At 51.8% G+C, this 19,755-nt stretch carries 27 protein-coding genes and 2 tRNA genes; 11 read left to right on the forward strand and 18 right to left on the reverse strand.

What is annotated here, in order from left to right:
* The first annotated feature begins 86 nt into the window (after positions 1-86).
* Positions 87-530 carry a hypothetical protein gene (locus tag VGA14_RS05455; RefSeq protein WP_331002740.1) on the forward strand — a complete coding sequence of 148 codons (444 nt, stop codon included), beginning with the start codon at positions 87-89 and terminating at the stop codon, positions 528-530.
* On the opposite strand, the gene VGA14_RS05460 is transcribed toward VGA14_RS05455, so the two are convergent.
* Positions 531-815 (reverse strand): hypothetical protein, encoded by a 285-nt coding sequence (locus VGA14_RS05460; RefSeq protein WP_331002741.1) that lies wholly within the window; start codon positions 813-815, stop codon positions 531-533. It abuts the gene before it with no gap.
* A gap of 96 nt (positions 816-911) precedes the next feature.
* Here VGA14_RS05460 and VGA14_RS05465 point away from each other — a divergent pair, with 96 nt between their 5' ends.
* Positions 912-1,370, forward strand: a complete 459-nt coding sequence (locus tag VGA14_RS05465; RefSeq protein ID WP_331002742.1) for a universal stress protein — start codon at positions 912-914, stop codon at positions 1,368-1,370.
* Here VGA14_RS05465 and VGA14_RS05470 read toward each other — a convergent pair.
* The 6 genes from VGA14_RS05470 to VGA14_RS05495 all read right to left on the reverse strand — a co-directional run bounded on the left by VGA14_RS05470 (position 1,367) and on the right by VGA14_RS05495 (position 4,890).
* Positions 1,367-1,735 (reverse strand): nuclear transport factor 2 family protein, encoded by a 369-nt coding sequence (locus VGA14_RS05470; RefSeq protein ID WP_331002743.1) that lies wholly within the window; start codon positions 1,733-1,735, stop codon positions 1,367-1,369. The genes VGA14_RS05465 and VGA14_RS05470 overlap by 4 nt on opposite strands.
* Before the next feature lie 69 nt (positions 1,736-1,804).
* Entirely contained in the window at positions 1,805-2,395 is a 591-nt protein-coding gene (locus VGA14_RS05475) for a hypothetical protein (protein WP_331002744.1), read from the reverse strand.
* 382 nt (positions 2,396-2,777) lie between these two features.
* Positions 2,778-3,002 carry a hypothetical protein gene (locus tag VGA14_RS05480; protein ID WP_331002745.1) on the reverse strand — a complete coding sequence of 75 codons (225 nt, stop codon included), beginning with the start codon at positions 3,000-3,002 and terminating at the stop codon, positions 2,778-2,780.
* 11 nt (positions 3,003-3,013) lie between these two features.
* On the reverse strand, positions 3,014-3,265 hold the full coding sequence (locus VGA14_RS05485) for an Lrp/AsnC family transcriptional regulator (protein ID WP_331002746.1): 252 nt from the start codon (positions 3,263-3,265) through the stop codon (positions 3,014-3,016).
* Positions 3,266-3,902: 637 nt separating this feature from the next.
* Positions 3,903-4,352 carry a universal stress protein gene (locus tag VGA14_RS05490; protein WP_331002747.1) on the reverse strand — a complete coding sequence of 150 codons (450 nt, stop codon included), beginning with the start codon at positions 4,350-4,352 and terminating at the stop codon, positions 3,903-3,905.
* 1 nt (position 4,353) lies between these two features.
* On the reverse strand, positions 4,354-4,890 hold the full coding sequence (locus VGA14_RS05495) for a CBS domain-containing protein (RefSeq protein WP_331002748.1): 537 nt from the start codon (positions 4,888-4,890) through the stop codon (positions 4,354-4,356).
* A gap of 114 nt (positions 4,891-5,004) precedes the next feature.
* Here VGA14_RS05495 and VGA14_RS05500 point away from each other — a divergent pair, with 114 nt between their 5' ends.
* The 3 genes from VGA14_RS05500 (at position 5,005) to VGA14_RS05510 (ending at position 6,858) form a co-directional block, all read left to right on the forward strand.
* Positions 5,005-5,427: a universal stress protein gene (locus VGA14_RS05500; RefSeq protein WP_331002749.1), complete on the forward strand. Its 423-nt coding sequence runs from the start codon at positions 5,005-5,007 to the stop codon at positions 5,425-5,427.
* 37 nt (positions 5,428-5,464) lie between these two features.
* Positions 5,465-6,148 carry a VIT1/CCC1 transporter family protein gene (locus VGA14_RS05505; RefSeq protein ID WP_331002750.1) on the forward strand — a complete coding sequence of 228 codons (684 nt, stop codon included), beginning with the start codon at positions 5,465-5,467 and terminating at the stop codon, positions 6,146-6,148.
* Between the two features lie 197 nt (positions 6,149-6,345).
* Positions 6,346-6,858, forward strand: coding sequence for an RDD family protein (locus VGA14_RS05510; protein WP_331002751.1), 513 nt, complete (start codon positions 6,346-6,348; stop codon positions 6,856-6,858).
* Positions 6,859-7,082: 224 nt separating this feature from the next.
* Here VGA14_RS05510 and VGA14_RS05515 read toward each other — a convergent pair whose 3' ends face one another.
* Positions 7,083-7,235, reverse strand: coding sequence for a hypothetical protein (locus tag VGA14_RS05515; protein ID WP_331002752.1), 153 nt, complete (start codon positions 7,233-7,235; stop codon positions 7,083-7,085).
* 200 nt (positions 7,236-7,435) lie between these two features.
* Here VGA14_RS05515 and VGA14_RS05520 point away from each other — a divergent pair, with 200 nt between their 5' ends.
* Entirely contained in the window at positions 7,436-8,209 is a 774-nt protein-coding gene (locus VGA14_RS05520) for a CBS domain-containing protein (RefSeq protein ID WP_331002753.1), read from the forward strand.
* On the opposite strand, the gene VGA14_RS05525 is transcribed toward VGA14_RS05520, so the two are convergent.
* Entirely contained in the window at positions 8,210-9,256 is a 1,047-nt protein-coding gene (locus VGA14_RS05525; RefSeq protein ID WP_331002754.1) for an NAD(P)-dependent alcohol dehydrogenase, read from the reverse strand. It lies immediately after the preceding gene.
* 97 nt (positions 9,257-9,353) lie between these two features.
* Between VGA14_RS05525 and VGA14_RS05530 the strand changes: the two genes are divergently transcribed.
* Complete coding sequence (locus VGA14_RS05530; RefSeq protein ID WP_331002755.1) at positions 9,354-9,557, forward strand: hypothetical protein; 204 nt, start codon at positions 9,354-9,356, stop codon at positions 9,555-9,557.
* A 351-nt stretch (positions 9,558-9,908) separates the two neighbouring features.
* Positions 9,909-10,883: an L-histidine N(alpha)-methyltransferase gene (gene egtD / locus VGA14_RS05535; protein WP_331002756.1), complete on the forward strand. Its 975-nt coding sequence runs from the start codon at positions 9,909-9,911 to the stop codon at positions 10,881-10,883.
* Here egtD and egtB read toward each other — a convergent pair.
* The 4 genes from egtB to VGA14_RS05555 all read right to left on the reverse strand — a co-directional run bounded on the left by egtB (position 10,864) and on the right by VGA14_RS05555 (position 14,832).
* On the reverse strand, positions 10,864-12,195 hold the full coding sequence (gene egtB / locus VGA14_RS05540) for an ergothioneine biosynthesis protein EgtB (protein ID WP_331002757.1): 1,332 nt from the start codon (positions 12,193-12,195) through the stop codon (positions 10,864-10,866). The two genes, egtD and egtB, sit on opposite strands and share 20 nt — an antisense overlap.
* A gap of 37 nt (positions 12,196-12,232) precedes the next feature.
* Positions 12,233-12,484, reverse strand: coding sequence for a UBP-type zinc finger domain-containing protein (locus VGA14_RS05545; RefSeq protein ID WP_331002758.1), 252 nt, complete (start codon positions 12,482-12,484; stop codon positions 12,233-12,235).
* Positions 12,485-13,939: 1,455 nt separating this feature from the next.
* Positions 13,940-14,143: a hypothetical protein gene (locus tag VGA14_RS05550; RefSeq protein ID WP_331002759.1), complete on the reverse strand. Its 204-nt coding sequence runs from the start codon at positions 14,141-14,143 to the stop codon at positions 13,940-13,942.
* The gene (locus VGA14_RS05555) at positions 14,128-14,832 is read right to left on the reverse strand and encodes a hypothetical protein (RefSeq protein WP_331002760.1); all 705 of its coding nucleotides are present in this window, start codon (positions 14,830-14,832) and stop codon (positions 14,128-14,130) included. The genes VGA14_RS05550 and VGA14_RS05555 overlap by 16 nt, the downstream gene beginning before the upstream one ends.
* Before the next feature lie 288 nt (positions 14,833-15,120).
* On the opposite strand from VGA14_RS05555, the gene VGA14_RS05560 reads away from it, so the two are divergent.
* Entirely contained in the window at positions 15,121-15,678 is a 558-nt protein-coding gene (locus tag VGA14_RS05560; RefSeq protein ID WP_331002761.1) for a hypothetical protein, read from the forward strand.
* On the opposite strand, the gene VGA14_RS05565 is transcribed toward VGA14_RS05560, so the two are convergent.
* The 3 genes from VGA14_RS05565 to VGA14_RS05575 all read right to left on the reverse strand — a co-directional run bounded on the left by VGA14_RS05565 (position 15,574) and on the right by VGA14_RS05575 (position 17,075).
* Positions 15,574-16,248, reverse strand: coding sequence for a hypothetical protein (locus VGA14_RS05565; RefSeq protein WP_331002762.1), 675 nt, complete (start codon positions 16,246-16,248; stop codon positions 15,574-15,576). The two genes, VGA14_RS05560 and VGA14_RS05565, sit on opposite strands and share 105 nt — an antisense overlap.
* Before the next feature lie 49 nt (positions 16,249-16,297).
* Positions 16,298-16,372 (reverse strand) — tRNA-Ile (locus VGA14_RS05570).
* A gap of 43 nt (positions 16,373-16,415) precedes the next feature.
* A complete protein-coding gene (locus VGA14_RS05575; RefSeq protein ID WP_331002763.1) occupies positions 16,416-17,075 on the reverse strand; it encodes a TenA family transcriptional regulator in 660 nt (219 codons plus the stop codon).
* An 81-nt stretch (positions 17,076-17,156) separates the two neighbouring features.
* Between VGA14_RS05575 and VGA14_RS05580 the strand changes: the two genes are divergently transcribed.
* Positions 17,157-17,232 (forward strand) — tRNA-Glu (locus VGA14_RS05580).
* A 13-nt stretch (positions 17,233-17,245) separates the two neighbouring features.
* Here the strand turns inward: VGA14_RS05580 and VGA14_RS05585 are convergent.
* Positions 17,246-17,575: a hypothetical protein gene (locus tag VGA14_RS05585; protein ID WP_331002764.1), complete on the reverse strand. Its 330-nt coding sequence runs from the start codon at positions 17,573-17,575 to the stop codon at positions 17,246-17,248.
* Between the two features lie 543 nt (positions 17,576-18,118).
* Between VGA14_RS05585 and VGA14_RS05590 the strand changes: the two genes are divergently transcribed.
* Entirely contained in the window at positions 18,119-19,333 is a 1,215-nt protein-coding gene (locus tag VGA14_RS05590; protein ID WP_331002765.1) for a hypothetical protein, read from the forward strand.
* A gap of 231 nt (positions 19,334-19,564) precedes the next feature.
* Here the strand turns inward: VGA14_RS05590 and VGA14_RS05595 are convergent.
* The coding region (locus VGA14_RS05595; RefSeq protein WP_331002766.1) for a hypothetical protein at positions 19,565-19,755 on the reverse strand (191 nt) is incomplete at its 5' end.

The raw sequence follows: 19,755 nt of genomic DNA on the forward strand, positions 1-19,755 counted from the left end.
TATGCAGTGCAGTGCAATGCAACGCGTTCCGACCCCGTAAATACGCAAGATGCCAATTAACCCCTTGTAGGGCTTTTGGCTTGAAAATGAGCGACGGGATGTTTGTCGCAATCGCACTTGCAGGAACCATCGCAGCGTTCGCGCTCCTGTTCGTTATCGTAAGCGGAGGTGGCGTCAGGCACGTCCAGATATTCCTTCCAGAAAAGACAGAGAACACGCTTGCGTTTCGGGAGGTGGACGGCGAAGTTGCGCTTGTGGGCATTAAGGGCATAGCGCAGGTCAATCCCACGCTAATCATGAGGACCGGCGACTATTCGCTTGAGCTCACCATCATAAACGAGGACGACCAGACACACATGCTGTTCATCGACGGTGTCAACATCTCCACAAAGGTGCTCAGGCCCGGCGACAGCGACGTCATAGCGTTCCAATCACAGGGCGAGGCCACGTACAACTATTACGACTATATGCGTCCAACCGACGAGCCACTTGGCCAGATACTGGCAATGAAAGTAACAGCCTTTGAGTAACTAGCGCATTGGGAGCGCTCTGTCGAACCTGAGCGTGTCGCCCCTTCTTTCATCCTTTTCAAAATAGCAGATCTCGTCTATTGCCAGCTTTATCTTTGACGTACGCCTACTGCATTGCGGGCACCTGTCAACCAAGCCCTTCTCGCTCAGGCAGGTAACGCACCAGTGACACCTGTCGCAGATCTCAAAGACAGAGCTTGGTAAGGACTCGCCGGTCTTATTGCGCTGCTTTTCATCCAGTCCTTCATAGGGCTGGATCTGGACCTCCAGAGACTCGGCAGCCATAAGCCTGTTTTGTTTTTTGGATAATTAAGCTGGAGGTTTGCAGTGCATTGCAGTACAGTCCCGTTGCGTAAATACTGCCATGCCCGAAAAGCCGGCATGACAGGCAGAATTCTAGTACCGCACGACGGGACGGAGATGTCGGACAGGGCCCTTTCCAAGGCCACTGAGTTTGCGAGCGCGCTTGGAGCCGAGATGGTCATAGTGCATATCGTGGACAGCAGGTTCGTGCCCCCGAGCGCCACGCTCGGCTTCATAAGCGACAGGACATCGCTGGAAAGCGCCAAGGCAGAGCTTGTGAGGATACTAAAGTCAGGTGCAGAGCAGATGCTCAAGAAAAAGATAGACGATGTCAGGAAAAAGGGCGTAAGGGTGGACTTTGTGCTGGGCGTCGGCTCGCCGGCGGACGAGATAGTAAAGGTCGCAAGGAGCGTGAAGGCAGGAATGATAGTGATTGGAAGCCGTCAGCTGAAAGGAGGAAACCAGCTCAAGGCCCTTGGGAGCGTCGCAAGGAAGGTATCAGAAACGGCACACTGCCCGGTGATGATAATCCGCTAGGTCAGAAACTCGATATTTAGCGCCCTTATTTTTTTTGTCGCTGAATCGATTTCGAACGTAAACTGCCCTTTCAGCTTGTCCCCCTTTTCAAACGTCACCAATGCGCGCACCTTGCCAGCCTTGTCGTTTGCTTTGAGCTCCAGCTTGCGCCGCATGTTCGCGTTTGCCATCAGAGCCACCTTCAAAAACGCGGATATCTCCGATCGCCCCTTCAGCTCGGCAGCCTTGCTGAACGGCTCTTTTACTACCGCGTCGTAATCAAACATGTCCACCAGACTGTCTAGGTCCCTCGAGTCCATAAGCTTGAAGTACCTTCTCACTATGTCCTCGCTACTCAGCTCAGCAATATTGCGCGTCAGAGTCATCGCCTTGATGAACCTTTGCCGTTAGCATAGATAACCAGTGGGTTTGCACTGTCTTGCAAGGTTTTGCACTTAGCGAAATATCACGGTCGCCACCGTCGTGTTTGGGGTGACGGTTATCTCGGCTTTGATGTTGGCAAGCTTTTCAAAAATGAGGCTCAGGAGCTCCTTTGTGAACAGAGACCAATTCTCTCCAAGCTCGTGCTTTATCACAAAGACGTGGTTGCGCGAGCCCTCTATCCTGTGATCGGCCTGGATGCCAGAGACTTTCATGTACTCTTCGAGCACATCGAGCACCACCCAGAGGTTGTACTTCTTCTTCATGAAAAGCACCGTGTCCTTCATGATGTCAAAGGCCATCTGCGCGGCGTGTTTCACTATCTGGTCCCGATAGCCCGCGATATCCTTTATGCCCTCTCCCTTGGCAAGTGATATGGACTTGTCTATGATGGTGAGAAGCATCGCCTTTGGAACCGGCATCATGCCCACTTTGTTCTCGTACCTGTCCCACTCTGTGTACTTCTTCAGCACTTGGTTTACCAGCACGTTAAGCGATATCTCGCGGTTGTCAGCTTCTGCCTGCATCTCGTCTATCACTCCCGAGTCGACCCTGAATGTGACGCTGCGGGTCTTGTGCTGGCGTGTTTCTTCTTCGCCCGACATGTAGCCAGTTTTGGCTAAGGGTGGGTTAAAAGGGTTTAACCCCTTGTTGACAAGGGGATAAAACCCTAGACGGGCAAGCGTCAAATCCATTCAAGTCAGCACAAGTAATAATTTGGAAATACCTTTCTTATGCATCGGGCACAATATGCTATGACTGCGATGTTCTTGGGTGATAGAAGATTGGAAATAGAAAACGGATTAACATGATATGGTATGAAGGCTATTCCCCATCTCGAGAGAGTACTATATTACCACAAATTTGAACACAAAGATAGGGAATTAGAGCAAGCCCATCTATCGCGATGAATAACTCTTCAAGTCAGAAGCGTATTGGAAAGGGTCGTAATGAGATATCATAGCGGTCGTGAAGGATTAAGGGGCGTTAACGCGGTAGCCGCCGCAGGATTTCCTTGGCGATTTCTTCGTGTTTTATCTGCTCGCCCCTCCTCCCGGGCGTAATTAGTCCCTGATGCTTGACTTTTTCCATTTCTTCAAGCAACTCATTGCATCCAAAATGCGGATTAACACAACTTGCAACCTTTTTCTTGCGCAGTTCAAACGCGTATCTTTCGCGGAAATCTTTTTCTTCAGGAGTATCTTCAATCAAGACTCAATCACTTAGCGAGACTGCCAATTATCGAGTTCTTCAGCAACAATCGTGGTTGAACATGACCTGACGTTAGGAATCATATGAAATTTTCTCAGTATGTTTGCTATCCCGCCGTTTGAATCGGAACGCAGCTTGGCTACTATGTCGTAGATGCCGGAGACGCCGGTAGCTTCAGATACTCCCGAGATTTCCCTCATCTCTCCCATCACGGCCTTCTCGGTCCCAATATCGCAATTCAAAAAGACAAAAGCAAGCGTCATGATTTGGTTATGCGTCACCGCTATAAAAGGTCGCTTATTTCATCCTTGGCGTACGGAAAGTGACCCAAGGCTTTGCTGCTGTATTGAAGACCATATTGGTAGATGTATGTTACAGATACAGTGGCAAGACCTTTTCAAACTAGGCCGGCAAGAGCAGGCACAAAGGGCAACACCGGATTTTGTGTGTCGTGCGCGGCCGTGGCGACGATGGAAGCATTGTTCCAACTGGGAGGCTCAGTCCTGATTCAGAGATATTGTGATCACTGCCTACAGGGGGCAAGGTACGAAAGTTCCGGGTACTGAGTGGTGCGATACGCGAACGTTTGCGTTTAAAAGGTTGTATGGTGATTGATTTCGGACGGCTTCACTTCGTATTTGTAGGGATACATGTGAAAATTGCGGCCGAAGGGTGCCCGGGTCCACACAGGGTGCCAGCACAACAGTTAGGCAGCAATCCATTGGGGCGGCTACCTTAGTCCCTACCGACTCTTTTGATTTCCTGCTGCTATAATCGCATGTTTACTAACATACGATCACCACGGGACAGGAGCAATTCTAGATACCGTCTTAGCTACTTTACCTAGTGCGCCGCTTTCATATCGGACTGTCTACTGCCGATTTTGGCCAGTAAAAGGGTTTAGTGGACTATGAGGACAGGACAGCGAGAGTGCTCGCACACCTTGCGGGTCACGCTGCCGAGTGCCCGAAGCTTTGAGAGGCCGCTAAGCCCTTTGCTCCCCATCACTATCAGGTCGGCCCCCTCGGCTTTTGCGGCCCTAAGTATAACTTCAGCAGGGTCGCCCACCCTGTGCACGAACGAGGCTTGTACGCCCTTCTTCTTGCACAGTGCGACTAGGTCACCGAGCACCTTTGAGGCTGAGTCCCCCGACCACGCGACTAGTTCCTGCACGGCCTCGTTTATGGCCATGTTTGCCGCCTCCTGAAAGGTGTAGATGAGCGACGGCAGCACGGTCGAGTTGACAAAGACTATCTTTGCGCCTGACAATTGTGCCAGCTCTATTGCCTTTTCCGCGGCCCTTGAAGAATATTCGGAGTTGTCGTGCGGGACCAGGATCTTTTTGTACATTTTACCACTGCCTCAGGTCGCCTTCGAGCAGGCCGCTCCCGAGGTGGATCCGGTCGATATGCCTTGAAAGGTCGTCCTTGCCCTCAAACTGCGAGCCGCAATACGGGCAGACCATCTTGGCGCTTTTATGGTTCTCGATGTGCGCCAGCTCGATGCCTTGGCTTGGTATGTTGCCAACCACCGTTTTAAGCGTAATGACGCCGGCCATCTCCTCTCCACGGATAACTGCTAGTCTCCGTATGCCCTTGCTCCTCATGAGGGCTATGGCATCCCTTACCGTCGCGCTCTCGCCCACAGCCACAAGGGGCCAGCTCATGACCTCTTTCAACGTGATCTTAAACGGGCCCATGTTCGCAGCGACCACCCTGTACAGGACATCCCTCTCAGTCACGATGCCTACAGGTAGCTTTTCGCCCTTGCGGCTCACGAACACGCTTGAAACGTCCTTTTCCCTCATGATCTTGACCGCCTCTGCGACGGTGACCGACTCGTCCAGAATTACTGCCTGCTCGGCCGCGTCTGCCACATTTTTGTCCAAATAATCCCCCTGCATGGCCGTTATATGGCTGGCGGCCGTTATATTGTCCGCGTGTGCAGTGCAATGCACTATATTCCAAGGCGTAAAATACGGCTGAATGGTCAATCCGCGCAGATGTTTTCCAAGATACTCGTAGGTGTGGACGGGTCAGAGTGCGCAAGGCGCGCCTTTGACGCCGCGGTCGGGATGGCAAAGGAAAGCAATGCTAAGCTGCTAGTGCTGTGCGTAGTGCAGCCGCCTATGGTCATAGGGCAACGCAAAGAGACCGCCGCGAGGTTCGTGAGCATACTTGAGAGGGAGGCCAAGCTGATACTCGCAGACTATGCTGCAGAGGCAGGCAAGAAAGGCATAAAGGCAGAGACCCTTCTTGCAAAGGGCTACCCTGCCAAGATAATACTCTACACCGCAAGAGCTGAAAAGGCAGACCTCATCGCAGTCGGGAGCAGGGGCCTTGGCGGCATGAAGGGCATGCTGCTTGGAAGCGTCTCAAGCGCGGTCGTGCAGAACTCCAAGGTGCCCGTCCTGGTGGCAAAATGAGCATTTATCTTGCCTTTCTCCCAAGAAAGATTAGGGCATGAAGTGGTCGCTTGAGGATTTCGTATACGGGGCGACTGACGGCGCCGTCACCACGTTTGCCGTCGTTGCGGGGGTCGTCGGCGCGTCGCTTTCGCCGGCCATAGTGCTGATACTCGGGTTTGCGAATCTCTTTGCGGACGGCTTTTCGATGGCAGTCGGCAACTACCTTGCGACAAAGTCGCAGAAGGAGTACATCGACCGGGCGCGCCAGCGCGAAGAGTGGGAGATAGACAACCTAGCGGACCAGGAGCGGCAAGAGATCCGTGACATTTACGCAGGCAAGGGCTTCAAGGACGAGGTTCTAGAAGAGATAGTGCGCATAATAACGTCAAGGCGTAAGGTGTGGGTCGACACTATGATGAAAGAGGAGCTCGGCCTCATAGATGACGCAAGGCGGCCCCGGGACACAGCCATCACCACCTTTGTGGCGTTCAAAGCTATTGGCGTCATACCGCTGGTGCCTTTCATGGCCATGTACGCCATAGGAGCAATAGCGACCGCCGCCGACGCGTTCATCTACTCATCAGTATTTACAGGGATAGCGTTTTTCGCTATCGGGGCGATAAAGGGCAGGATACTGCAAAAGCCACTTGCGCGGTCAGGCGCTGGCACGCTTGCAGTAGGCGGGATAGCTGCTGTCGTTGCGTTTGTAGTGGGCTATTTGCTGAACCAGCTGATATGAGTGCAGTGCCTTGCAGAAGATTCCTCTCCGGTATTATCCTGCAGGCCAACTAGGAACCCATGAAGTCAAGCATAATCGCCGCAATACTCGTGGCCGGCTTCATAGCCACTGCTAACCTCTCCACTTTCTTTTTCGCACCGTATTGTCGGGATATGCGTCCACACTTGTTATAAGGTCGGGATGTGAATATCCATCAAATGGGTTCAGAGGCGCCGGCAAGTTCTAACCAGGAGATACTACTTGCCAAGTGGAGCGACAGGTTCTTTGCGTGGCTGATAGACTTTATTATAGTCCAGGTCGCGCTTGGCGCGGTCCTTGCAGCCGTTGCGTTTCCATTCTGGTTCACCAGCGGCTTTGATCGCATGGACGGCTGGTGGGGGCCCGGACCGTTCGACGGTCCGGTGCGCTACGCCATAACAAGCATCGCGTTCTTTGCATACTGGGGGTTCTTTGAGGCCACGCGCGGGCAGTCAATCGGCAAGATGGTGCTCAAGATAAAGACCGTCAGCATTGCCGGTAAGCCGGCGGACACAAGGAGCGTCGCCATACAGAGCTTTGGCAAGGCGTTTTTGCTACCGCTCGACGTGCTTCTCGGGTGGATATTCACCAACGACAAGCGCCAGCGCATCTTCAACAGGGCAAGCGATACAATAGTCGTCAAGTTAAAGGACGGCTACGGCGAGCCCGGAACGACCTACAAAAAGGACTAGACAAAAAAATTATTGAGAGAACCACGAGGTTCCCTCATTGTAGGCAGGTGGTAGACGCAATGGTATTCGAATATGCCGCTCTCGGTTGCCACGAATTCCATGGTCTTGTTCGTGTTTGCGTTCAAGTCGTTGTGCATCTAGTAGGGAGCGAACATAGTAAAGGTGTGACGTTCCTGTGTTTCTTCCGGCTCCAGATTGTAAAAGTGGATGACCACCCTGTCGCCCTAGTTGGCCGTCATCTCTTCAAGCGAGAACTTGTCTGGAGGTATCCCCAGCGCGTCCTCCTCCATGTTTTCGTCCACTTCTGAGAAGAGGTAAAACTCGCGCGTCTGTGGCTCTGCCGCTGTCGGCACAAGGCCGGAAATTCGGTCCTGCACCTACATTGTACTTGCGGACGCGGCTACCACCAGAGCTACCACCAGAGCAATGGCTGCCACCGCTATTCCGATTGCCGCATATGCGATTGCGTTGATTGGCATTCAGAGAAAAGCTCTGCTTTCCTATATTAGCCCCATGATTGCAGTGCAATGCACAATGTTCATAGGCTTTATCCTGCTGGCCTCCTCCTGTTATAGAGATGCAGGACATTTCCATAAGGGCCGCCGCGCCCCAGATATTCCGCCGCCCGCTCCTGTACGTTGGCCCCCAAGACGCGATGGTCCATGCTGCGACCTTTCTTGCGATCGGGCCGCAGATCTATGTCGACGGTCTGGTTGTTCTTGACGCGGGCAGGCTTGCCGGTAGGATTGGCGGGCGGCGTCTTGCAAGCCACATACTGGAGCGCAAAGAAAAGTGGCTTGACGGTCGTGCAGGCGACATCACAGAACCACTCGACAGGCCGCTTGACGCCGACTCGCCACTCAAGGACGCGCTCTCGGCATTTGCCGAGACGCGGTTCGCGTTCATGCCGATCGCTTCCGGCGACAAAGTCATAGCATCGCTTTCAATCCGTGATCTGCTTGGGGCGGTGGACAAGACGCGAAAAGTAGGGCAGCTGGCTTCATCCCTGACAACCGTTGACGAAGGCATGGGCGTGCCAGAAGCGCTGAAATTCATGGTTGAAAAGGGAGTGCGCAACCTGGTCGCGTTGCGCCATAACGGGCCCTTTGTGGTAAACGACAGGAGGGTCCTGGAGTTTATGCTTGGCTACGAGGCAAGGACTCTTGTTGCTGAAAAGGGCTTCTCTGCTCTTGACGACGTGCCGCTATCGCACGTCGGGTTCTGCAAGGGCAAGACCCTGGGACCGGAGGAAATCGCGGGCGCTGCGGCAAGCCTCCTGTCCGACGTGGGCACGCCGTGCGTTTTTGTTGGCAACAGGATACTGACTCCCTGGGACCTTGTGATGAAGTGATCAGTTCGGCGTTATCACGGCCCTGCCGGTTATCTCGCCCGCTCTGAGCAGGTCAATTGCACCATTTATATCCTCCAGCTTGAACGGGCGGAGCGAGTGCTTCACCTTGCCCTGCCGTGCCAGCTCTATCACTTCGACAAGCTCGTTGTAGTTGCCCCACAGCGAGCCGGCCACCACGTTCTCATTTATCACGGCAGGCAGCAGCGGCATCTTGATCGTCGAGCCAAAGAGCCCCACTATTGCAAGGACGCCGCCCTTGGCAAGGAGCCCTGCAGACGCAGCGATTGTGTTTTCAGCCCCCGCGCAGTCGACAACTAGGTCTAAGCCCCGGCCGCCGGTCGCCTCCATCACCTGCCTACTCAGGTCGGCTGACAGTGTAAAGCAGTGGTCTGCGCCAAACTTTTTGGCCAAGTCGAGCTTTTTCTCGTTCCTGTCAATTGCGATGACTGTCGAGGCCGGCCCAAAGAGCCGGGCGTACTGGACGCCGTACGAGCCCAGGCCCCCTATACCCACTACTGCGACCGACGTGCCGGGAAGGAGCAGGTGGCGGAACCTGCGCAGCGCCCTGTATGGCGTCAGCCCCGCGTCAGTCAGGGGCGCAAGTTCTTCTGCAGAAAGCCTTCTGTCTGCCTTTATCAAGAACCTGTATGAAGGGATGAAAGCGTACTGCGCGTAGCCACCGTCCTGTGATATGCCAGGCCACTTGGACTTTGGGCAGGCCTGCTCGTCACCCTGCTTGCACACATGGCATACGCCACAGCCCCATCCCCCTGAAACAGCCACCAAGTCGCCGACCTCAAAGATGCCCTTTGGAACGGACTCTCCCAGCTCCTCTACAAATCCGGCTATCTCGTGCCCGGGTGTCAGCGGGAGTCCGAGCGGTATCGCGTCCTTCCATTCGCCGGCAATGAGGTGCAGGTCGCTGTGGCAGAGGCCGGCTGCCCCTACCCTGACAACTACTCCCGAGCCGCGCGCGCGGGGCTTTTGGACTGATTCAACGACAAGCGGCTTCCGGTACTCGTGGATCCTTGCGGAAAGCATGCTCATGCAGCTGCAAAGGCCCCCACGATATTTCAGGAATTGGATTGCAGTGCAATGCACAACATTCGCGCCGGTTAAAAACTCCGGGCATGTCGGTGGGGCGATGGCCTGCAGGGGAATATGCGTCCACTACAAGACTACCGCGCGCTACGAGGAAAACCACAAGCGCTGCAAGATATGCGACATTTTCATCCAGTGGGAAGGCGTGCGCTGCCCGTGCTGCAGCTTTGCTCTCAGGACAAAGGCAAGGAACCCGAGAAAGCCCGCGGCCAGAGAAGACGCCCGGTTCGTAGCAAGGTACGCCTAATAGCAGACTGTCTGGCCTATTCTTGCTATCCTGAACGCCTATTCCCTCGCGTCAAGGCCGATGCCGGTGTAGACGTCAATGCGCTTACCGACTATGGCCGACCTGGTGTATGCTTCCTTGAACGACTCGCCGCTAAGCGACTCCATGTGCACGGCAAGGCAGTCCCTGCATTAGATTCCGACACAGCTGTCTTAGGCAATTTCCTGCTTGCAGTTTACGCATTTTTTGAGCGCCATGAGGCAGTGTTGGAAACCGCCCTGTCGATAAGTGTTTCTTTGCATCTGCAGTTGCAGCAAAACATTTCAAGGGGTTACGGTGTACCTAACAATCCAGCTTACGTGCTTTTAGGACATGAAGATAAGAGAGCAGGAAATTTCAGTCGACGCCGAGTTTGCCCGGCACGTGCAGGAGGGACTTTCCGCAAAGAACAAGCGCCTTGACCCCAAGTACTTTTACGATGAGCATGGGTCACGCCTGTTCGAAGAAATATGCAGGCAGCCCGAGTACTACCTGACGCGCATTGAAGCATCAATACTGGGCGAACAAGGAAGCGGAATTATAGGTGCCGTAGGTGACGGCAAGATAGCCCTGGTAGAGTTTGGCAGCGGCTCGTCGACAAAGACCAAGATCCTGATTAAAGACATTCTAGCAAGGCAAGGCAGCCTGCATTATTTCCCAATAGACATCTCGCTTTCGATGCTGCTTGAGGCAAGCAAGAGGCTTGAGGGCGAGTTTTCCTGCCTAAAGGTGAGGCAGGTGCACAGCGACTATGCCGCCGGCATCGACCACATAGAAAAGGCTGAGGGCAGAAAGATAATCGTGTTTCTTGGTTCGAGCATCGGCAACTTTGAGCCTGACGACGCAACGGCGTTTCTTTCCGACGTCGCCGGCAGGATGGAGAAAAGCGATCTCCTGCTCGTCGGGTTTGACCTGCAAAAGGATGTCGAGATCCTGCACAGGGCGTACAACGACGAAAAAGGCGTGACCGCCAAGTTCAACCTAAACATGCTTGCAAGAATAAACAGGGAGCTTGGAGGCGAGTTTGACCTGTCGAGCTTTGAACACCTCTCCATCCACAACGAGAAAAAGGGCCGCATAGAGATGCACCTGGTGTCAAAAAGGGATCAGGAGGTGAGAGTGAGGCACGCCGGCACGTTCCATTTCAACCAAGGCGAAGCCATCCACACCGAAAATTCGTACAAGTACACCATCTCTCAGATAGACGAGTTTGCGCGCCGCGCCGGCCTTGCAGTTCGCCGGCACTTTACCGATTCTAACCGGTGGTTTGACCTTGCCTTGCTTGCGCCTAGCCGGAAGCGCACCTAAAACCTGCGAACAGTATCCTTTCGTGCGGCTTGAAGTAATTGCGGTAGCTGTTGCGTATCTGCCTCGCCCGTGTCACAAAGCAGCCGCCCCGGAGGACCTTCTGGTTAACAGCCCACTTGTCAGTGTATTCCGGGAATTTCGACATGAATCCGGGGTATAGCACGTATTCTGAAGAGGTCCACTCCCACACGTCGCCTAACATCTGGTGGCAGCCGTAGTGGCTCTTGCCCTGCGGGTACGCTCCTATTCTTGCGGGGCCCCACGTATATGAGTCAAGGAGGTTTGCATGCCTTGGAGTCGGCGGGCTGTCGCCCCATGGGTACAGCGTTTTCCGGCCAAGGTCGTCACTCCAGCTTGCGGCCTTTTCCCACTCGGCCTCTGTCGGGAGCCTCTTGCCGGCCCACCTCGCGTATGCCTCCGCCTCGTAGTAACTTAGGTTCACTACCGGCTCGTCAGGGTCCAGTTCGTGCAGGCCGCGCAGGTCCTTCTTGGCCCACCGGCCGTCATTTTTCTGCCAGTATAATGGCGCGGCCCAGCCCTGCTCGCGGACAAGGTCCCACCCATCTGCAAGCCAGTACTTGTATTCTTGGTAGCCGCCGTCTTCAATGAATCGGGCAATCTCGCCGTTTGTGACCGGCGCTATATCGATCTTGAACGGCTGCAGGTAGACTTTATGCTCCGGGAGCTCGTTGTCGTAGCAGAATCCGTCGCCGGAAAATCCCAGCTCGAAAATCCCGCCAGGTACGTCGACCATTCCCTGCGGCCGCTCCCTGCTTTTTGGAGGTGTGTTCCGAGTCTTTGGCAGGTAGTTGTCGTCAGGATCGGGGAATCGCTGGTAGTAATGCTGGAAATCGTAGGCCATGAGCTCCTGATGCTGCATCTCGTGCTGTATGCCAAGGTTGATGTCGTAGCTCAGTTCACTTGAAAGGCCGCTTGACTTGGTTGCATCTTTTATCAGCGAGACTACCTTGTTTTCAATGATGGCCCTGTATCGCAAATTCTGCGCGACCGTCGGTCGGGGATATTTTCCTCTGTCAGACTTGGGCAGTATCTCTCCGTACTTTTGATAATAGGAATTCAGGTACGTTAGGTTGACATTGCTGTCTGCAAGGCCTGCACCATGCTTTTCAAGGACTTTTTGGAAAAACCATGTTACATGCGCGATGTGCCAGTTTGGCGGGCTGCCAAACGTGTCTGACTGAATGACCGCGTCTTCGATGCCTAGCGGCTCGAACAGCTCCATAGTGTCCTTGCGGACCTGCTCAAACTCATCCAGCAAGTCCTTCGTGCCCTTCTGCAGCAGGCGAGACATGGCAAAAAATTGCTTTGATAACTTATAAGCTGATCCTTTAACCGTACTCCTTGTGCACGTAGCACCACCTCCACGACCTGCTTGGCAGGGCGACCATCACTGGGTGGCCGGTTTCCTTGAAGTGTTTTGTGGCATGCAACCCTGGCGACGAGTCGCAGCACCCGACGTGGCCGCACACTAGGCACATGCGCAGGGCGACCCACCGCGAGTGAGTCTTTTCGCACTCTTCGCACCCTTTGGTGCTCGGCTCGACATCCTTGGCCGCGCTATAGTGCTCGCAACTACCCATGTCTGTTATCGATCGAAGGCCATGCTATAAAAGCATCAGCCACGCAAATTTGGAACCATTTATGTCGCAGGCGATACAGAAGGTGGGCCCAAAGGAGATCCATCTCACGTATAATCTGGACTCTTCCACCATTTTTTCAATTATGGCAAGTCGCGCGGCGCGTTCTTGAAGATTGCAATTGCAGCCTCATTCGTCTTCCTGATTATCAGGCTCATCTTGTCGTTGACACGCCTCTTTTTGAAAGATCGCGTCGTTAATCCGCGATTCCAAGTCTTCCACATCCGCCTGAGTGCAGTCCTATTGATAAGGGCAAGAGTAACGCGAGAGGGATGGAAGAGGGGGGGAGCGACAAAGCGATTCTAACCTAGGTATTCGCGCACCCTTCACAATAAGCGTTTGCCAATGCAGCCCTTCGGCCACAATTCCGACAGGTATCGCTTCGCAAATAAGTGAAAGCCACAAGACATCTAATGGTAATACCTACCTTTAAACACCAGAGTCAAAATATCGGTGTTTCATGGGGCGTTTCCACCAAGTCCGCTTGATAAAGTTCGGAATGGTAGTCCTGATCAGCCTTTTTGTTTTACGTGATAACTTTAGAAAATTACCATAGCCAATTCATCGTGATGTTCAGCTAGGATAGAAGGGCGCTATCCATGATGTATAGTTCACCCGCTGTAACCTAGGTAGAGGCTGACCAGGAGTCAGATAGAGAGTCGCGTTAATAAAAAAGAGATCGATCGTCAGCCTGTCCCGCGAGCGTCGTGCAGACCATCATCACGTGGTTTGCCGCGACGCTGACAGCCGATTCTCACCTTCTCTTTCAGTTCTTCGGGATGCTTGACTCCTGCCTCAGGTGATAATAAACCTTCGACGAACAGGGCACCCTTGAAAGCCATATAAGCAGATACATGCCTTTCATACCATGGTAAAACCATACAAGACGAGACCTGTGGAAACGAGCACAAAAAAGTTACCGGGATTTTGCATATCATGCTCGGCCATAGCGACTACACAAGCATTATTTCAGATTGAAGGCGCGGTCATACTTCAGAGATATTGTGACAAATGCCTGTCTAAGGCGGATTACAAGTTCTAGGCTGCGGCCCTTTCATGGAGTCAGGTTTGTACCTATGTTAAGCTGTCTTAAAGAGAGAGAAGCGTGTAGTGTTAACGACAACAAATGGACTGTACCACTAACGGTAAGCTGTCGATTAGTTTTCTTTCGCTACTTTGCTGTATTCCTGATGCAGCCAACCTAAATCCGCACTTTTGAAAACATTCAGTGGCGGTGTCGTGCCACACGAGCGGAATGACGAGTCTATCTCTATTCTATTGGAAAAATATGACACTGAGCACTCAAGGCAAGAGAGGAGTTAGAAATTGCCAAATAAGGAAGCTTATTCCTGCAAGTGATAGAATTTCTATAAGCTTCGGAAATGATGTTTCTTCCAGTCAGATATCTGCTGAATCCTCCCTCTCGCCCGATTCATTTACGGTAATACTGTAATGGATTCTATCAAGCTGCTTCATTCTTTTGCTGGAATCCATGAAATGTGCTACTAAGTCCTCAACAGAGAGGTCCTTGAGGTGTGGCTTGAGAGAATCGAATGTAACTTCGACCTCAGGGTGCCAAGGTACGTTCATTGCAATAGGCAAGGCTGCTGCGGAAGACTTCCAATTCTCATCCGCTCAAGGGCTGCCCACGACGTCTTGTATCCCCATTTGCCTCCCTCTGAATAGAAATTTCTGCAATCATAACAGAAGAGGAAGATCCCCCGGTTGGTCATTACGAGGACATTATCATCTGTGCGGTCGCGAGGACAGGGATAGTGTTCTTGTGCTTGCTGCCAGATAGCAAGTACGTTAATGCTATTTCCATCCGGGTCGATAAAAGATGGCGGGATTTCTGCGCGATAGTTCACTGCTACTGCACGCAATTTCTGATCGGACGAATTGGCACCGGCGGTCGCGGACAAGACCAAGAGGGGCTTCAGCTCTCCCTCGCCATACTCAGATTGTTTCACCAGCTCTCTGAGCGTCGTGACAGCGTGTGCTATGTCATATCGAGTATAGCCTTTATCACTTTCGAACCCAAAAGACGCAAATGCCCCTCTTAACATCGAGTCCGCGACACTGTCTGAGACACCCCCGAAGAGCATGTACAATGCATCGGCGACGCTATCGGGCTCTTGAAAAATGTGGGCGAAGCTCGTGTCGCATTCATTCAAGAAATCTTCTATACGATTTGTTACACTATTACCATAGGTTGCATGAAGGTGAGAAACTATAACATCCACTATGTGCGCCTCAATCTCGTCCTCAGCACTTACTGACGTTTCGTCCACTCGTTTCTCTGCAGCACAATTGCATGGTTCTTGGTTAACCGCACGTCTGATTGTTTCAGCATCGAACATTCTTGTTCGTTCATCTATTAGCCAAGGAACTATTTAGCAAGCAGGAATATTCTGTCACTATCTGATTCAACCTTGACGGTTCAAGGACATTCTACAGACAACTAAATGGTAAGCGCTTCTTTACTTCCTCTTGATTACAGTGTAATTACTTACGTGCAGCGTCAGTATGTATGATATACATACACGCAGTTATACGAAATTTCGTTCAAAAGGACTTCGATGGAAAGGCCGATTCAGGCCGAGGAAGAACAAAGGCGGAAGTCGCGTACAGAGGGGATTACTTTCAGGCTTGACGAAAACGTAATTCGGGCTTTGAGAAAGCAGGCAGAACAGAAACAAGTTAGTGTCAACACTCTAGCAGCCCAGATATTCAATAGTCACCTGGACTGGAATGCAAATGCTGGACGAGCAGGGATGGTCAGCTTCCCAAAATCCCTGCTCATCAGACTCGTGGAAGGTCATAGCAACGAAAGAATAATCGAAATTGCCAAGTACATGGCACAGAAGGAAGTTGCTGACATCATACTCCTTTTGAGAAATAATTATACTCCTGAAACCTTTCTGGATGTAGTGGAATCTTGGGCAGAAGCATCGGGCTTTCCATTCAACCATCATGTTGAGCGAGACAGGCACGTTTACGTAATCCAGCACGATATGGGTGATGGTTGGTCGTTATATCTTGCAAAGGTCTTTGAATATGTATTCGAAGAAATAGGCACCAAGAAGCCAGAAATTAAGGTTACAAACAACACATTCGTTCTCAAGACCGAGCTCTAGCATCCGCGGCTTCCAGTGGAACTCCAAAAACTGGAAAATGAACAGAAACAAGCCCTGAAGGCGTCGGGATAACCGCGGCTGGATCTGCTTCTGGCGCTCATACGGCAGAATGGAAAGGAGTTCGTCCAGGTCCCAGATTTCCGTTTCGGAGTATAGTGACAGTCTCTTTGTTTTCTTGTGACGGATTCTTGCAAAGGTCGGGGTTTCCCATTCAGATACGGGCATGAAATCCTGCTTTCCGCGCTGGTTATGGAACCACCTAAAGAAGAATTTCAGCCGGTTAGAGTAGTCGTTCCAGGTCGTAATCCACTTCTTTTCAGGATCATCCTTCTCTGACTTGATTCTCAGATCCAGAAAGGCAAGTAACTGCTCCTTCCGGTTGACATCCTGCAGGTTTGTATTTCCTAAAGAAATGGCGTAGAGTATCATGGCTTTCACCTGGTCATTCTGGTGGCGTTCCGACGAGCCGTTCTGTTTCAGGAACTCTAGGAACTCACGCAGGAGCTCCCTATTCACCTTGTTAGGGATTCTCTCGATTTTCGCTACGGTCGTTTCAAATTTTGCAGGCACTTACGATACCCTCCTACGTAAAAATGTGGTGTAGAGCCCAAGGAGGGAGTGGGCCCAAAGGGATTCGAACCCTTGGCCGACCGGTTATGAGCCGGTCGCTCTAACCAGGCTGAGCTATGGGCCCGCGTAATCCAAAAAATCGGACTAGTATGTATAAAGGTTTGTAGTCAGCAGTTGATGCCGACGTACTTTTCCTGCACGGAGTCGAGGAGCTGATTCTGCGCCTTCAGCGATTCGGCCGCGGCGGCAAACGCCTTTTCCTGTTTGTCAGCAGGCAGCGAATTCAATATTTTGCGCCAAGTCTGAGCGTGCCTCACGTCCGCCTCTTCGTGGATCTGAAAGTAATTCAGGGCTTCTTTGCCGTCAAGGGCGTAGAATTTCACGAGTCCGTCGATCTTGCTCCTGCTTATCTTTGGAAGCTCTGCTTCAAAGGCATACATTGCAGCCACAGCCTCTTCAAAGGACGCCCTTGACAGCGCCATCATTCTTGCCACCGCCTCGCCTGTCTTGGCGGCGCCGGCATAGCTTGTCAAGTCGTTAATCGGAACCCCAAGAGCGGCGGCAAACCTAGTCCACGGCTCAATGTGTTCGGCTTCCTCCTTCATGTTGCCGGCGATTTCCGGCGCAATGGAGGCGTCTGAGTTGGTAGACGCGATGTTTTGCACAAAAGCGGGAACGGCCTTTACAAGCTGGAAATACTCCTTCGAGTAACCTTGCAGGTGATCGACTGTCAGCTTGCCCTCAGACCACATCTGGTAGAACTGGTGCTTGAGCAGGCTGCGCTTTTCAACGTCTGCGTCGATCCTCTCGACAAGACTCTTTTCCATGCAGTACACAGTTGAAAAGCAGTAATAAAACGTTTTGAAAGTAAGGATTTTATGTGAACGGGCAAGCCAAGTCCTCTAAGTGCTCCGGTGGTGTAGTCCGGTCAAGCATTGTGGCCTTTCGAGTCGCAGATCCCGGGTTCAAATCCCGGCCGGAGCACTTTCTCAATGATTTACTTCAGTTCTTCTGCGTTGAACGGCTCTTGGGTCGAGCGCAGCATGTACAGCATTTTTTCGATGTAGTTGCGCTTTGACCGCCTCTCGGTCAGCTTGGCTTCGTAAAATTCTATGAGGTGGGAGACGAAACACTGCACCTCACCTCGGGTCTCTGGAAGGCTGGCAAGTATCATGGAATACCAGTATTCCACAAGCGCGTCTTCTCCACACTTTTTCTCCAAGTCGACAATAAACATAAAGTGGGACTGACATTTCCTGCAAAGACCACCGTGCGCTTCAGCGTATGACCTTGGTGCGTAATGGCCGCACCTTGCCTTCTGAATCACAGTATTAATGAACAAAAACGGGATATAAAGCTCTCACAGTGCCTTAGAAGCACTTTAATTCGATAATATTTCTACAGGGTTGAATTGATAACAGTCGGCTTCATGTTTACCGAATGCATGGAAGGTTTTGAGGACGGGCTTTTGCAACAGATAAGGGAGATTCCCCAGTATCCTATGCCTACAAACTCGACAAGACGTAGAACATAGTCGTCAAGACTGTGTCAGACTCGGTCGAAAAATTCACTTCGGCCATTGGAAATCAGGTGATTGGGAAATCTTCTGAATACTGACACGATAACAGGGTTCAAAGGTTAGGATTCGCCCCTAAAAGCGTAGAAAAATTTTGCGGCAGCAGTTAAATAACTTGGTGGGGGCGCCGTACTAGGTATGGTAAAAGAGTACCGCGCCGGCATGAAGATAGTATTCGAGGTGGAATAACCGTTCTTGGGCACTTTTCCCAACTAGCAGTAAATTAATAATGTCATCCATTTAGCGTATAATATACCCCTGTGCTTATATACCCCCAGCGGCATACGGATGGCAATGGCAAGCGGCATGCCGGTGAGCATTCTGAAGTCGCAGCAAGTAAAAAGGTTCTTGGGGGCGATTCACAACGAGTATACTAGAATTACCTACATGTCGACCCTTCGCGCTTTTGTACAGTACAGCAAAGCAAAGACTCCAACCGAGCTGTTTGGGACAACCTCAAAGATTGAAAGGAGAATTGAAGATTGGGTGGCACACATGAAGGAAAACGGCTTGCAGGGAACCACAATAAGGATGCGCATCCTCGTTCTGAAACTCTTCTATGAGATGAACAGAACCCCACTCGCATGGAAGATTATAACGAAGACCGCGCCGCCATCCAAGCCCCTGAGGGATGTCGGATGGACAAGGGAGCAGCTACAGAAGATGCTCAAGGTCGCTAGAATAAGGGAACAGGCGATGATCCCGCTGCTGGCATCCAGCGGCATACGCAAGGGCGTGATCCCGCTGCTTAGAATTAGAAACCTGAAGCCAAGAGACGAGCACAACATCTATCAGATAACTTGCTATGAAGGAGAGTCTGAGGAATACGTTACTTACTGTAGTCCTGAAGCTAGGACAAAACTGGAAGAATATTTCGAGTATCGACGAAGGTACGGCGAAGACTTGACACCGGACTCCTTCGTGTTCAGGCTTGAATGGAACGAAGACGATCCGATTGCAGCAAAGCAGCCGTTTCAGCTGACCGAAAAGACGGTGACGTCCGCCATACAACAGATCGTATTAAAAAGTGGGCTCAGGAAAACTGTCAAGTCGAACAGCCCCAGCGAGGCAAGCGGTGTAAGACACGAGCAGAAGTTGTTGCATGGGATTAGGAAGTTCTTCCTAACGACTCTCCGCAACGCAGGCTATGACAAAGACTGGGCGCACATGCTTCAAGGACACAAGCAGAAGGGATTAGACGAGAATTACTACCGCCCATCCGACGACACCCTTCTTCTCGGAACAATAAGTTCCGACGGAAAGATCAGGAAGCCTGGTTTCGTTGACCTGATGCGAGAGCTTGTCGTAAACGACGAGGAACGCGCCAAGATTCAGGTGGTAGAACTGGAACAGAAGATTACAGACACCGAGGGCCTGAAGCGGCGTGTCAAAAGGCTAGAATCGTTGGTGGGGAAGAAGACTGTTGAGCTAGTAGACAAGACTGCTGACGTGGATTCTCTTGAGGGGGAATTCTCGACGCCAGAGCCCACGCGGGAAGATGAGGACTGAATCCCCTTGACGTCGCAACAAGTCTTCTCCAACTGGCGTTTCCAAGTCCAGAATGCTACAAGTTAACTGCAGTCCATTCTAACTGCGACGCGGGCGAGTGCGGTGGTTTTTACAGCTCTGGAACGAGCCATCCCAGTTCCTGTCATTATATCTATTATAACAAACTGATCTAAAAAGTTGCCGGTCAGGATGACGATAATAATACGCGAGTCATGCCTAGCTCGCCTGTCGTCAAGAAGTCGACTTGGCAGACGGTGTATGTGACTTGAAGATTGCACCGAAGATATTGTGTAATACCTCTATTGATTTTTTCCATCCAAAACCGAAAATAAATGAAATGAAAAGAAGGCCGTAGGCATTGGGGCTGATGCTCGCTGAAGATTGTGAACTGGTTGCTGATTGAGTGACGTTTCCACTAAAAC

Source organism: Nitrososphaera sp., from assembly GCF_036397675.1.
Classification (GTDB): domain Archaea; phylum Thermoproteota; class Nitrososphaeria; order Nitrososphaerales; family Nitrososphaeraceae; genus Nitrososphaera.